9 protein-coding genes and 3 pseudogenes are annotated in these 13,089 nt (G+C 54.5%); 6 read left to right on the top strand and 6 right to left on the bottom strand.

Annotated elements, in window-relative coordinates:
- Window positions 1-11 precede the first annotated feature (11 nt).
- Window positions 12-572, top strand: coding sequence for a hypothetical protein (locus QYQ99_RS23825; protein ID WP_302090308.1), 561 nt, complete (start codon window positions 12-14; stop codon window positions 570-572).
- Here the strand turns inward: QYQ99_RS23825 and QYQ99_RS23820 are convergent.
- The 4 genes from QYQ99_RS23820 to acuR form a co-directional block, all read right to left on the bottom strand.
- Window positions 552-842: a CPCC family cysteine-rich protein gene (locus QYQ99_RS23820; protein WP_302090307.1), complete on the bottom strand. Its 291-nt coding sequence runs from the start codon at window positions 840-842 to the stop codon at window positions 552-554. The genes QYQ99_RS23825 and QYQ99_RS23820 overlap by 21 nt on opposite strands.
- A 191-nt stretch (window positions 843-1,033) precedes the next feature.
- Complete coding sequence (locus tag QYQ99_RS23815) at window positions 1,034-3,265, bottom strand: NADP-dependent isocitrate dehydrogenase (RefSeq protein WP_302090306.1); 2,232 nt, start codon at window positions 3,263-3,265, stop codon at window positions 1,034-1,036.
- Between the two features lie 654 nt (window positions 3,266-3,919).
- Entirely contained in the window at window positions 3,920-4,903 is a 984-nt protein-coding gene (acuI, locus tag QYQ99_RS23810) for an acrylyl-CoA reductase (NADPH) (protein WP_302090305.1), read from the bottom strand.
- A gap of 48 nt (window positions 4,904-4,951) precedes the next feature.
- Window positions 4,952-5,590: an acrylate utilization transcriptional regulator AcuR gene (gene acuR / locus QYQ99_RS23805; RefSeq protein WP_304351642.1), complete on the bottom strand. Its 639-nt coding sequence runs from the start codon at window positions 5,588-5,590 to the stop codon at window positions 4,952-4,954.
- A gap of 116 nt (window positions 5,591-5,706) precedes the next feature.
- Here acuR and QYQ99_RS23800 point away from each other — a divergent pair.
- A pseudogene (locus tag QYQ99_RS23800) lies at window positions 5,707-6,082 on the top strand (transposase); the annotation flags it as partial.
- 468 nt (window positions 6,083-6,550) lie between these two features.
- Window positions 6,551-9,925 (top strand): annotated as a pseudogene (locus QYQ99_RS23795) (EAL domain-containing protein).
- A gap of 159 nt (window positions 9,926-10,084) precedes the next feature.
- Here the strand turns inward: QYQ99_RS23795 and QYQ99_RS23790 are convergent.
- A pseudogene (locus tag QYQ99_RS23790) lies at window positions 10,085-10,342 on the bottom strand (integrase core domain-containing protein); the annotation flags it as partial.
- Here QYQ99_RS23790 and QYQ99_RS23785 point away from each other — a divergent pair.
- Both QYQ99_RS23785 and QYQ99_RS23780 read left to right on the top strand, forming a co-directional pair.
- On the top strand, window positions 10,320-10,865 hold the full coding sequence (locus tag QYQ99_RS23785; protein ID WP_302093294.1) for a hypothetical protein: 546 nt from the start codon (window positions 10,320-10,322) through the stop codon (window positions 10,863-10,865). The pseudogene QYQ99_RS23790 and the gene QYQ99_RS23785 overlap by 23 nt on opposite strands.
- Before the next feature lie 710 nt (window positions 10,866-11,575).
- A complete protein-coding gene (locus tag QYQ99_RS23780; protein WP_409816033.1) occupies window positions 11,576-11,953 on the top strand; it encodes a four-helix bundle copper-binding protein in 378 nt (125 codons plus the stop codon).
- Between the two features lie 296 nt (window positions 11,954-12,249).
- Here the strand turns inward: QYQ99_RS23780 and QYQ99_RS23775 are convergent, their stop codons facing one another.
- Window positions 12,250-12,486 carry a hypothetical protein gene (locus QYQ99_RS23775; RefSeq protein WP_302090302.1) on the bottom strand — a complete coding sequence of 79 codons (237 nt, stop codon included), beginning with the start codon at window positions 12,484-12,486 and terminating at the stop codon, window positions 12,250-12,252.
- A gap of 289 nt (window positions 12,487-12,775) precedes the next feature.
- Here QYQ99_RS23775 and QYQ99_RS23770 point away from each other — a divergent pair, with 289 nt between their 5' ends.
- On the top strand, window positions 12,776-13,069 hold the full coding sequence (locus tag QYQ99_RS23770; RefSeq protein ID WP_302090301.1) for an H-NS histone family protein: 294 nt from the start codon (window positions 12,776-12,778) through the stop codon (window positions 13,067-13,069).
- Window positions 13,070-13,089 lie beyond the last annotated feature (20 nt).

Raw genomic sequence — 13,089 nt, 5'->3', positions numbered from 1 at the left:
CAGCATCCTTCATGCTCTACCGGCCCCAGTTTCCGCAAGCGCTGAGCGATACCGTCGCTGCGCTGCTGCAGAAACTGGGCAAGTCGCAGGCATTCGAGCCCTGCCCCGGCTTCACGATCAGCATCAATGGCGAATTGCTGCATGCGCCCTACCGCGTGTACTACGACGAACGCGCGCTGCAGCAATGCATTGAACAAAGCAGCGGCCCCACACAGCAACTGGCCCTGTGCCTGGGCAGCCGCCACGCCAACGGCCATGTGCGCGAAACCTGTCTGCGCCAGTTGCTGGCGCATGACTGCGACTGGGTGCTGCCGTTTGTGGTGCGCGCGGCGGGCGAGTATGTGCTGGAAATTGCCGAGCATCTGACCGCCCAGACCCATAGGCTATCGCCACGCAGCTACGGTCGTTTTGCGGCCGAGAACCCTGGCTTTGTGATCATCTGCAAGCAGCAGGCCACCAGTTATTGGGACTGCTACCACCGCCAACGCTATCCGCTGCTGCACCAGCATCCAGGCATACGATTTCTGCGCTGGGTTGACGAGGCTCGGCAATCACCGCCCCACGCGGATTGATGCCACTTGACTCAGAACGCGCGGTCCATGCCGATAGCGGTTGCGCGCTGCCGGTGGGAGCACGCTCTTGCGCATTCGGTAATCGCAGGCACCAAAGCGCTGAAAGTTGCGCCGACCTTCGCGCAGCGTCATATGGTTGGGGCCGGAGTATTCATCCGGGCAGTCCACATCCCAGCCACTGTCCTCCCAGAAGCAGACGCTGCAGATGCTGTACTCGCCACGGTCATCGAGCGAGAAGTAGTCGCAGCACGGGCACTGGTACAGCGGCATGGAGCGCCTTTCATAAATTCGAATCAAATCAAGCTGCAGTGCTTATACATCATGCACAGGCAGCTTCTATTTATATAGCAACTACTGCGGCCGGGTACAAAAAAAGCCGGAGACCATTTCAGGTCCACCGGCTTTTTAGGGGGAACTGCCTGCACGCAGGCGGGGCAACCCGCTCTGCGAGGCAAGCTGGCTTACACCGACGCGATGGCGGCGTTGAAGGTGGCGCTGGGGCGCATCACGGCGTCCAGCTTGGCCACGTCGGGCATGTAGTAGCCGCCGATATCGGCAGCCTTGCCTTGCACTTCCTTCATCTCGGCCACGATCTTGGCTTCGTTCTCGGCCAGAGTTTTGGCCAGAGTGGCGAACTTGGCCGCCAGTTCTGCATCTTCGGTCTGAGCAGCCAGAGCCTGGGCCCAGTACAGAGCGATGTAGAACTGTGAGCCACGGTTGTCCAGCTCGCCGGTGCGGCGCGAAGGCGACTTGTCTTCGTCCAGCAGCTTGCCGGTGGCTTCGTCCAGAGTCTTGGCCAGCAGCTTGGCGCGGGCATTGTTTTCCTTGATGCCCAGATCTTCGAACGAGACAGCCAGGGCCAGGAATTCGCCCAGCGAGTCCCAGCGCAGGTGGTTTTCTTCCACCAACTGCTGCACATGCTTGGGAGCGGAGCCACCAGCACCGGTTTCGTACATGCCGCCACCCGCCATCAGAGGCACGATGGACAGCATCTTGGCCGAGGTGCCCAGTTCCAGAATCGGGAACAGGTCGGTCAGGTAGTCACGCAGAATGTTGCCGGTCACCGAGATGGTGTCCAGACCGCGGGCCACGCGCTCCAGCGTGTAGCGCATGGCGCGCACTTGCGAGAGGATGTGGATTTCCAGGCCGTTGGTGTCGTATTCCTTCAAGTAGGTCTGCACCTTCTTGATCAACTCGGCTTCGTGGGGACGATAGGGGTCCAGCCAGAACACGGCAGGCATGCCGGAGTTGCGGGCACGGGTCACAGCCAGCTTCACCCAGTCGCGGATAGGAGCATCCTTGACCTGGCACATGCGCCAGATGTCGCCAGCTTCCACGTTCTGGCTCAGCAGCACTTCGCCGGTGGCGATGTCCACGATGTTGGCCACGCCGTCTTCGGCGATCTCAAACGTCTTGTCGTGCGAGCCGTACTCTTCGGCCTTTTGCGCCATCAGACCCACGTTGGGCACGGTGCCCATGGTCTTGGGGTCGAAGTTGCCGTGCCATTTGCAGAAGTTGATCACTTCCTGGTAGATACGGGCAAAGGTGGACTCAGGCATCACGGCCTTGCAGTCGTAAGGCTTGCCGTCAGCGGCCCACATCTTGCCGCCCACGCGGATCATGGCGGGCATGGAAGCATCCACGATCACGTCATTGGGCGAGTGGAAGTTGGTGATGCCCTTGGCGGAATCGACCATGGCCAGACGCGGACGGTGCTCCTGGCACTTGTGCAGGTCACGGATGATTTCTTCGCGCTGCGAAGCAGGCAGGGTCTCAATCTTCTCGTACAGATTGGCCATGCCGTTGTTCACGTTCACGCCCAGCTGATCAAACAGCTTGCCGTGCTTTTCGAAGGCTTCCTTGTAGAAAATCTTCACGCAGTGACCGAACACGATGGGGTGGGACACCTTCATCATGGTGGCCTTCACGTGCAGCGAGAACAAGATGCCCGACTCGCGGCAGTCTTCGATTTCCTTTTCATAGAAAGCGCACAAGGCCTTCTTGCTCATGAACATGGAATCGATCACTTCTGCAGCCTGCAGCTTGACCTTGTCCTTCAGAACGATGCTGTTGCCGGACTTGGCCTCCAGCACCATCTTCACTTCGCGGGCCTTGTCCAGCGTCATGGACTTTTCGCCGTGATAGAAGTCGCCCTCTTCCATGTGCGACACATGGGTTTGCGACCACTGCTTCCACTCACCCATGGAATGGGGGTGCTTCTTGGCGTAGTTCTTGACCGCAGCAGGCGCGCGGCGATCCGAGTTGCCTTCGCGCAGCACGGGGTTCACGGCAGAGCCAATGCACCTGTTGTAGCGTGCCTTGATGTCCTTTTCGGCATCGGTCGTGGCGGTTTCAGGATAGTCGGGGATGGCATAGCCCTTGCCCTGCAATTCCTTGATCGCGTCTTGCAGCTGGCCCACGGATGCGGAGATATTGGGCAGCTTGATGATGTTGGCTTCAGGCGTCAGCGTCAGCTTGCCCAGTTCAGCCAGATTGTTCGGAGCGCGTTGGGCTTCGGTAAGAAAGTCGGGGAACTCGCCCAAGATACGGCCTGCCAGCGAGATATCGCTGGTCTCCACATTGATGCCGGCCGGTGCTGCGAAAGCACGGATCACGGGCAGGAATGCGCTGGTGGCCAGGCGGGGAGCCTCGTCAGTCAAGGTGTAGATGATGGTGGGTTGCTGCGTACTCATCTCTTGTCTCAGGTTGTGAAAAAAGGGGGAAAGGTGCCTTGGGCCTGCATCCCGGGCTTGCGCAATGGGGCCTGACACAGCGGGACGACACTTTCTTGATGCAATGCGTTCCCACAATACAAAATTCTACGCGCAACCGGGCCGATTTTTTCAAGTCTTGTACAAGACTCAAGGATTTAGCTCAACTTTCGCAAGGTGTTTTCATAGGGAAACAGCCTTTTTTCCCTGGTTTTCTACCATGTAAAAATGTCGCACTGAGGCATTCATTTAGCGACCATCACAGCCATGCAAGTTGCGTTTGAGAGTTGCGTTGCGCGGCCTTTGGCACAAATTTGCGCGAGCTTTGGCACAAAGTAGCACAGGCTTTGGCACCAAGGCTGACAAATTGGCAAGCGTTCAGCGGCCCGTATGTGTTGTTTTGTCGCCAACAGCCAGATCCAACCCTGGCGACGGATGTATCGGCCAGTGGGATTTTCAGGCTACAGGAGCGGCAGGAAGCGACCCGTTGCTGCCGCTCGTGATTTTCTCGCAGGCGACTGCTGTGCCGCGAAAGCGGCTATCTAGCCGCTTTCGTTTGTCAGTAGCAGCGTCATCCGCAACAACCCTTAAGCAGGCTCCGCAAACTGCTGGTAGGCCTCCAACGTGGGCGGCGAATCAACGGTTCACATCGACGACGATGCGTCCCTTGACTCGCCCGTTCAAAAGTTCCGTCGCCAACGGAATCACATCGGTCAAAGGCACCTCGTGGCAGATGGCACCTAGTTTTTGCAGATCCAGATCAGTCGCCAGCCGCGACCAGGCCTCAATCCGGTCCGCCTTGGGCCGCATGACGCTGTCGACGCCAGCGAGCGTCACTCCTCGTAAGATGAAAGGCGCCACTGTGGACGGGAAATCCATGCCCGCAGCCAGCCCGCAGGCCGTCACCACGCCGCCGTAGCGGGTCGTGGCACACAAGTTGGCGAGGGTGTGGCTACCCACAACGTCCACAGCAGCAGCCCAGCGCTCCTTGCCAAGCGGCTTTCCGGGTTCTGCAAATTGCGCGCGGTGCAAAACCTCTTGGGCTCCAAGATCAAGCAGGTAGTCAGCCTCATCGGTGCGCCCGGTAACCGCTACCACGGAGTACCCGAGCTTGGACAGGATGGCAATGGCCACACTTCCCACACCGCCTGCCGCCCCCGTCACCACGATTTCGCCGTCGCCTGGCTGAACGCCATGGCGCTCCAGCGCCAAGACGCAAAGCATGGCGGTATAGCCTGCGGTACCTATGGACATGGCCTGCCGGGGAGAGAAACCCGCAGGCAGCGGGATCAGCCAATCCCCATTCAGACGCGCCAGTTGTGCAAGGCCACCCCAGTGGACCTCGCCTACCCCCCAGCCGTTGAGCAGAACCCAGTCCCCCTCTTTGAACGCGGCGTGGGAGGAATGCTCGACCTGCCCGACCAGATCGATCCCCGGCACCATCGGAAATTTGCGCACCACCGGCCCTTTACCGGTGATCGCCAGCGCATCCTTGTAGTTGATCGTGGAGTGGGAGACGCGCACAAGCACGTCGCCCGGTGGCAGCAACGACTCTTCAATACGCTGAAACCTGGCCTGATAGCCATCATCGCCTTTGGTGATCAAGATTCCATTGAACATCGACACTCCTTATCAATTAGACCAATCGTCTGGTAAATGGCAAAAAAATCAGGCCTTTGGCAGACCCGCAGCAAAAAATTGCGCAAAGAAATGGAGCGGCTGGGCGCTGCGCTCCAGCTTGGCACGCAGTACAGCACCTTCCCATCCGATCCAAAAGACACAGGCCAACTCTGCAGTATCGGCAGCGTGTGCAATCTGCCCTTGTGCCTTGGCAGCCTCCAGACATACCATCGTCCGCGTTTCCCAGTCTTTGAAAACCTTGGCCAAGCGAGCGCGAAAGGACTCAGGCAGACCGTTCATTTCCTGCCCTAAGTTGCCAATCAGGCAACCTCGCTTGAAGTCGTAGCGCTCCATCCCAGACACCGCATCCGCAACAAACGCGTCGAGCCTGGCCAATGGCGCAAGTGCCTCGCTGCCAAAGTGGCTGTCGAGCTTGTACGCAAAGTAGCTGGCATAGCGCTCTATGAGCTCTAGGCCGAAGGCTTCTTTGCTGGCGAAGTAGTGATAGAACGAGCCTTTCGGCACCTCCACCCGCGACAGGATTTCATCGATGCCCGCCATGGCAAAGCCTTTTTCAGTGAGCACCTCCAAGCCCGCACGCATGAGCAACTCGCGCGTGTCGACATCGTCGACTCGCAACTTTGGGGGCCTACCCCGCCGGGGCTTGAGAAGTACATCCGTTGGCATGCAGGAAATATAGACCAATCAGTCTAAATATTCAAGCCATTAGGTATCGCATTGAGACCACGCGATAGGAAAGGCTGGTCGATTCAAGGTCCACAGAGGTCTCCCACTGGTGGTCTGTCTTGGTCAACGGTGCGAACAGACATGACTCCAAGATGTTCGAGAAGTGCGTGGATGCAATTCCTGCGATTGCAGGCTTGGCAGGGCGCCCCCCGTAAAAGGCGAGCCAAGCTGCACGCCGACAAAGGCTACGACTACCAACGATGCCATGCTCACCTGAGACAGCGGGGTATCGCCAGCCGAATTGCCAGACGAGGCGTTGAGAGCAGTGAAAGGTTGGGCAAACACCGCTGGGTGGTAGAGAGGACGCACAACTGGTTTGCAGGCTTTGGCAAGCTGCGAATCCGCTTTGAACGACGGCTGGATATCCACGAAGCGCTGCTGAAATTGGCGGCGGCGATCATCTGCGCACGCTTCGTAGATCGGTGGTGTTAGCCAGTCTTAGTGGCACTCCGCTCTAACGTATTGCCCGGCCTTCGCTAGAAGGCCGGGCATTTTTTTGCCTGTCTTTACTCAAACGTAAGGAAATGAGAATTCTGCAAATTAAAAAATCCTGTAATGCGTCTTGATCGCATTAATTCTGTGCGCCAAGTCGCTACTTCTAACTGTTAACTTTTTGTCTGTCTACTGTAGTGCTTCAGTCTCAAATCTTATTGAGATTAGTTAAATCATCAAGTCCAGAATTTGAAGAGTCTTCTAAGTTGTTTCCGCCGCACTGCAACTGAAACAAAATGCATATTGCTTGTATATTCTGCCTTGTATCAGTCCATTGAGGCTTGGTACGTCTGCACATTCCAAGCTAGGAGTGTTCCGAAGCCCATGCATGGGCAGTGATCTAAGCCTAGCACCGCAGTAAGTGAAGACGGCTTGTTGCGGGCAGCATCTAGCGTAGGAGCGCTTTTTATGATGCGATGGTCCAGTTTTGAGTCCAAGGTTGTAGTCGCATTTGGAGCAGCAACCCTGGTTGTTAGCGGGTTGGCACTATCAACCTGGGAGGTCGCTGACGACGCAACCCAAGCCGCTCAAATGGTGGCACGCACACAGCAACTGCTCAACAATCTTGCTCGTATCAGAGGATATTCATTACAAGCGGAATTAGCCACTCAGAATTTCCGACTGACAGGTAGCACGGACCATTTGGAAGAGAGAGACGCAGCGATAGCAGGGAGAGAGCTATCACTGGAAAACGTCCAGCAGCTCACTATTGCAAATCCTGATCAACAGGTTCGATGGCAAGAACTGCGTAAGCTTATTGACCAGCGCATGAGCATCTCGCGCCAGATCGAAAATTTACGCAAAACACAGGGGCAGGAGGCTGCGACTGCATTTGCAGCAACAGCTCCTCTCGCGTCTACCCGCTCCAGAACGTACGAACTGCTGACCGAAATGGACGATCGGGTTCGCCAACAACTGGCTGAGCTTGAAGCAGAACATACGCAAGCGCGAAAGCGATTTGTAGTTGCAGGAGTCTTGGTCGCTGCGACACTTATCCTCCTGCTGGCTGCATGCCATCTTCTGATACGACGACAGCTACGCGCATCTGAAGCCAGCCAGCGTGCTCTGGCTGACAATGAAGAGAACCTTGCAACCACCTTGCATTCGATTGGTGACGCAGTACTGGCCACTGACACTGAGGGACGAGTTACTCGCATGAACTCCGTGGCAGAGAGGCTCACAGGTTGGCCACTCGACCAGGCACTAGGTCGCTCTATCGGGGAGGTATTCGATATCATCCATGAGCAGACCCGCAAACCTGCTCAGATTCCTATTGAAGCAGTGTTGTCCACTGGGAGTGTTCAGACGCTCGCCGACCACACTTCACTCATTGCCAGAGATGGAACCGAATGTCCGATTTCCGATAGTGCAGCCCCGATTCGCGACTCCAAGGGTCAACTACGAGGCGCAGTACTGGTCTTTCGTGATGTTACGACGGAGCGCACTGCAGAACGAATCATCCGGGAACATAACTCAGCCTTAAAAGCTGACGTCCATAGGCGGACTATGGAATGGCATGAAAGTCAGAATCACTTAAACAATGTCATTAGTACTGTTCCCGCGTTAATTGCCTATGTCAATTCAGAGCAACGATACGTCTACGTCAACTCGCAGTATCGAGAATTCTTTGCACCTAATCGCGATGACATTACAGGTGAAACTGTAAAAGACATTCTTGGGGAGCAACGATATGCCCTTGTAGGTTCGTTGATCGGTAACGTTATTGCGGGTGAATCACAAACCTATGACTGGCAACCTTCCCCAGGGTTATGGCAAACTATTCAGTATATTCCGAGGCTCCAAGCCAATGGAGATATTGATGGCTATTATATCTTGGGCACGGACATCACTGAACGAAAAAAATATGAAGAACGTATACAGACGCTCAATGCGGAACTAGAGCAAAGAGTTTATGAGCTAGAGCGCATTGGCCGCGCTTTGCGAACATTAAGTGCGGGGAATCGCACCATGCTCCGAGCCACGGAAGAGCAGAACCTACTTGAAAGCATGTGCCGCGCCATTGTTACTTCTGGAGGTTACGGAATGGCCGCTGTTTGGTATGTAAGCGGCGATACAAATGAAGACCTTACCCCCATGGCAGAGTGCAACTACCCTGGTGGTCTCGCTGCACTTCGCGATCTAGGGATCATGGCTTCTGATTCAGTGCAGGGCCAAAGCCTGACAGCCACTGCAATTCGCAGCGGAAAGGTGCAGTGTATTCAGGACTTGCACATAGATCCAAAGCATATTCGTTGGCGCGATAAGCTTGGAAAATTGAAATCCGGCGCATCCTGTCCTTTGTTAGTAAATGGAAACGTTATCGGTGCCCTATCAATCTATGACACTGACACGAACGCGTTCGGCGAGGATGAGATTGCTCTGCTGACGGATTCGGCGGACGATTTAGCGTTTGGCATTTCTACTTTGCGAACGCGCAATGAGCAACAACGGGTACAAGCAGAGATGAACCACATTCTGCGCCATGACTCGCTCACAGGACTTCCCAATGCTATAGAGTTCCAAGAGGTATTGACTGCAAAAATCAGTGATACGAATGCTCTTCCAGCGCCACTTGCCGCGTTGCAATTCAATATTGAACGTCTTGGAGAAATCAATGACGTTCTAGGTTTTAGCAATGGCGACCGTATACTGCGAGATTTCGGACAGCGCTTGAAGCACTATGCTCCTGAATCTGCGTATGTCGCGCGCTTGCGCGGGGACGAATTCGCAGTGATTGCCCCAGCGAAGGATATGGAGTCTGCTACGGCGCTGGCCGATGACTTGGAAATGCATATTTCACGGCCATTTCAAGTTGCCGATATTGAATTGGATGTTAGTGCCAGAATTGGCATCGCGCTGTTTCCCGAACATGGCAAGACCGCCGATGACATATTGCGTCGAATGGGAAAAGCCACCTTTCAGGCCAAAGCTCGCGGACTGAGCCGTTGTGTATTTGATACGTCGTATCAAAAGAATCAAGCTGGGCGATTGACGATGGCTGGCGAGCTTCGGCGAGCAATTATCGGCAATCAACTACGGATTTTCTTGCAACCTAAAGTTGAATTTTTAACAGGGAACGTCTGCGGTGCAGAAGCGTTGGTTCGTTGGATGCACCCTATCAAAGGTTTAATTCCTCCTGGTCTGTTTATAGACCTAGCAGAGCAAACCGGCTTGATAAAACCATTGACAGAATGGGTGATCGTTGCTGCTCTTGATCTTCTGCAGAACTGGCAATAAAAAGGCTGTGCTATTCCAATTGCTGTAAACATCTCCGCACGAAACTTCAGAGATGAGAAACTCTTTGACAAGTATCGTCAATGGCATTCAGAGCGCACGGTTTCCGCAGGCTTACTGGAAGTTGAGATTACCGAAAGCACTGTAATGGAGAATGCCGATTATGCGTTAAAAGCACTAAGAGAACTGCGCAATGCTGGCATCCCTCTTTATGTCGATGACTTTGGAACCGGATATTCTTCATTAAGCTATCTTCAAAAATTGCCGGTAGATTACATCAAGATTGACCAGTCTTTTGTTTCTGCAATGGACCACGACAAAGATTCGGCAACGATAGTGCGATCGACCATTGATCTCGTGCATGATCTCGGACGCAAGACGGTAGCCGAAGGGGTAGAGACCAAAGAGCACTGGGATCTGCTCAAAGAACTTGGATGTGATATTGCTCAAGGCTACTTTATTGCGAAACCTATGCCAGCCAGCGAATTCCCGAAGTGGGCTGAAGATTTCAGAGCACGCCAACTGCAGAATGATTCATTGTTATCATGATAAGAAATTAGCGATATATATGCATTTGGTGAAATCAGATCAATGCTTATCTGACTTCCAACCTCATAAGAGCTTGGAAGTCGTAGCACCTCATCATCGTCTGGCATCCTCTTGATTTAATTGAACTTCTTGGTCGGAAGCAACATACGACTTCCGGCCTTAGATGTTCAGTCCCACCGTGAGATGGTGCGGATGAAGTCTAAAGCGGCTTGGATCTTTTTCCCATGCCTCACACATCGCCCGGAATGGTGTCTTCCACCTGAGCGCCTTCAAGTGCTTGCCGAAGTTGTAGCTTTGAATAAATGCCTGGACATGCTTCCGTAGCTGCTCCAGGCCCTCGTACTCATACGTCTTGATCGTGGATTCCTTGATGGTCCAGTTCATGCGCTCGACCATGCCGTTAGTCCAAGGGTGGTACGTCGAGACCTTCAACGCAAAGGCAACGGCGACGTACAGCGTGACGCCCTTGCTGCTGCGCTACCCGCTAGCGATTGAGGGAGGCGCCATGATTGCAGGTGAACTGGCCAAACTAGACGATGAATACCGTGATCAGGCTCGCTCAGCCTTCCTGGCCGCCAGTGCAGCATCACCACGCCTGACTTGGGCCGAGGTGGCAGGCGGTGCTCCCTGGGAATTTGCGCGGCAGGCCCTATATTCCGATTTGATCGTGCTAGGCCAGCGTGACGCCATGGATGAGGCGTCATCCGGAACACCGCCCGACTTCGTTCCCAACCTGCTGATCGAGACTGGCCGGCCAGCCTTGGTACTGCCCTACGCTGGCCCGACTGCTCAGATCGGCCGCAACGTGCTGGTGGCGTGGAAGCAGACGCGCGAGGCTGCGCGCGCCATTTCAGCCGCTTTGCCTTGGCTCGTTCGCGCTGACCACGTACACGTTGTCTGCTATGGCGATACCCCCGACCTTGTTTTTCAGGCACAGTAGCATTACCTAAAGAGCCACGGAGTCGTCGCGACCATGCACGACGGTGGGGGGGGGAGCAAGGCGATGCTGGGGCGGCTCTGCTATCCCTCGCCTCCGACTTGGACGCTGACATGCTCGTGATGGGCTGCTATGGCCATAGTCGCGCACGCGAGTGGGTGCTGGGGGGGGGCCGCGCGCTCGGTGCTTCAATCCATGACCTTACCAGTGCTGATGGTGCATTGAGTCTGGTTAAGGTTCAAGATCAAACGCATGTATACCGATTTGGCGTTCGTGCACCCTGCCCTGCAGGAGTTCGTCAAATGAGCGTCTGCCCCTGAGCGTCGTCATTCCGTTGTACATGCGCTAATGAGGAGCAGCGCCTGAGTCAGCGCAGGGCCTGGCTCGCTCGACGCGGGGATATGCACGGGTTGTCTGTAACAACTTTGGGCAGTCGACTTGATCCAAAGATAGTGACATTGAATCCTCGCCATGGGCTTGGTCGGCTCTATGCCAGTGCGTGGCATCAAGCGCAGCCCTGGGTCGAGACGGTACTCTGGCATGTGTATTGCCAACCGCGCCTCAATCCACAAGAGTGGTCTGCCTTAGCCCATCAAACAGCCTTTGGAGGCAGCCACCCAGCCGAACGTGGGTTGGAGTTGCAGCACCCACAGTAACTCAGAAAACGAAATGTAAATGGACCAACGCTAGGCATTGCGACCTACAGATAACTAATGGGCATTGGATTAGAAAGTGAATTAACCCCTAAGGAGACGTCAATGAACTCATCTCATCAGTACCAAGCATGCATTGATGCATGCAACGTATGCGTGACCGCCTGCAATTCTTGCATTGCCGAGTGCCTGAAAGAGGATGATGTGAAATCGATGGCTGGCTGCATAGAACTTGATATCGATTGCGCTGCTGTATGCAGCTTGGCCGTTAATTCAATGGCTCGTAACAGTGAACTGGCTAAGCACTTTTGCAAGTTATGCAGTGAAGTATGCTTGGCTTGTGCCAATGAATGCGGGCAACATCTCCACGGACATTGCCAAAGGTGCGCCGATGCCTGTCGCGCATGTGCCAGAGAATGTCGCGCAGTGATTAACTAGCCTATTCGAATCGCAAAAGCCTTGACCGCTTCCAACAGTTCGTCTTTGGTTGAAATGGGCCGAATTTGAACCAATGACCCTCAGTTTATGAGCTCCGAAAAACAGCAGGACTGCTCCTCCTCACGAGAAAATCCTTGCCCGCGCTCTCGTGCCAGTCACTGAAAACCTGCTGAAGCGGATAACCAGAGGCAGTCATAGAGTTGACGACTTGCGATAACGGCCTCTGGCCGTCAGCTGCCCGTCAAAAGGACTGCAATTAACAAACGGCGGCTAACCCAAAACCATTACTAACTTTCCTAGCCTTCGGAATTACCGGAGTCATAGAGGCGAAAGCGCAGAAATTGAACGCCATCGACATCAAACTCGCTATCTTCCTTAAATCTCAGCCTGAAAATCCCTCTAATTCTTTTTCTTGAGGCCGGAAGCACAATAGTGATGGAACTCAAGCCCACGATGGTGAAAGCACGATTGATAATTTCCTGATAGATGGCTTTGCCACTTCCCCAATATTTGGGGTACAGAACCAAGGCCAAGTCAGCATCACCTGCTTCGTCCTGCAGCCCTCCCCAGCCTGCAAACCTCTTCCCTTTATGGCAGGACAGCGCTCGAGCCAGATGACACCCTGACCGGCAGCTTGAAACTTGGGCTCAGCCTACTTTTTTGCATCGACCCATGTTTTTCGGAATTGCTGCGCATCAAGTTGAGACACAATGTGCGCGGCCACTTTCGATTGAACGTGAACCAACTGCATAAGCGATGTATCTCATGTATGAGTGCACCAATTTAGTGCTATCTCAAATATTTACAGCGGACCTCTATTAAATGAGTACACATTCGTACAAGGAATTGTTGGCGCAACGCGAAGCTCTTGAGCTGCAGATTGCTGCCGCTCGAAAAGCCGAAGTCGCAGGCGCGGTGCAAACAATCAAGGACTTGGTCGAGGCTTTCGGCCTGACACAGGACGATGTATTCCCTACCGCCAAGCAAAAACAAAAGCGCGAGACAGGCTCTGTGGCCCCTAAATACCGCGACCCCGCCACGGGTCAAACATGGACAGGCCGAGGAAAGCCTCCGAACTGGATCAAAGATCAAGATCGTTCGCAGTTTGCGATTTAAAAGTGGCCCTAGTGGCCACT

It is taken from the genome of Comamonas testosteroni (assembly GCF_030505195.1).
Taxonomy (GTDB): domain Bacteria; phylum Pseudomonadota; class Gammaproteobacteria; order Burkholderiales; family Burkholderiaceae_C; genus Comamonas; species Comamonas testosteroni_G.
Note: the sequence above shows the minus strand (reverse complement) of the source record. Positions and strands in the feature narration are given on the sequence as shown.

What these genes read in the sequence shown, in the direction of transcription:
- QYQ99_RS23825 (WP_302090308.1), top strand. Translation starts at nt 12, where the DNA reads ATGCTCTACCGGCCCCAGTTTCCGCAAGCGCTGAGCGATACCGTCGCT.
- QYQ99_RS23820 (WP_302090307.1), bottom strand. Translation starts at nt 842, where the DNA reads ATGCCGCTGTACCAGTGCCCGTGCTGCGACTACTTCTCGCTCGATGAC.
- QYQ99_RS23815 (WP_302090306.1), bottom strand. Translation starts at nt 3,265, where the DNA reads ATGAGTACGCAGCAACCCACCATCATCTACACCTTGACTGACGAGGCT.
- acuI (WP_302090305.1), bottom strand. Translation starts at nt 4,903, where the DNA reads ATGTTCAATGGAATCTTGATCACCAAAGGCGATGATGGCTATCAGGCC.
- acuR (WP_304351642.1), bottom strand. Translation starts at nt 5,590, where the DNA reads ATGCCAACGGATGTACTTCTCAAGCCCCGGCGGGGTAGGCCCCCAAAG.
- QYQ99_RS23785 (WP_302093294.1), top strand. Translation starts at nt 10,320, where the DNA reads ATGCCGTTAGTCCAAGGGTGGTACGTCGAGACCTTCAACGCAAAGGCA.
- QYQ99_RS23780 (WP_409816033.1), top strand. Translation starts at nt 11,576, where the DNA reads ATGGGCATTGGATTAGAAAGTGAATTAACCCCTAAGGAGACGTCAATG.
- QYQ99_RS23770 (WP_302090301.1), top strand. Translation starts at nt 12,776, where the DNA reads ATGAGTACACATTCGTACAAGGAATTGTTGGCGCAACGCGAAGCTCTT.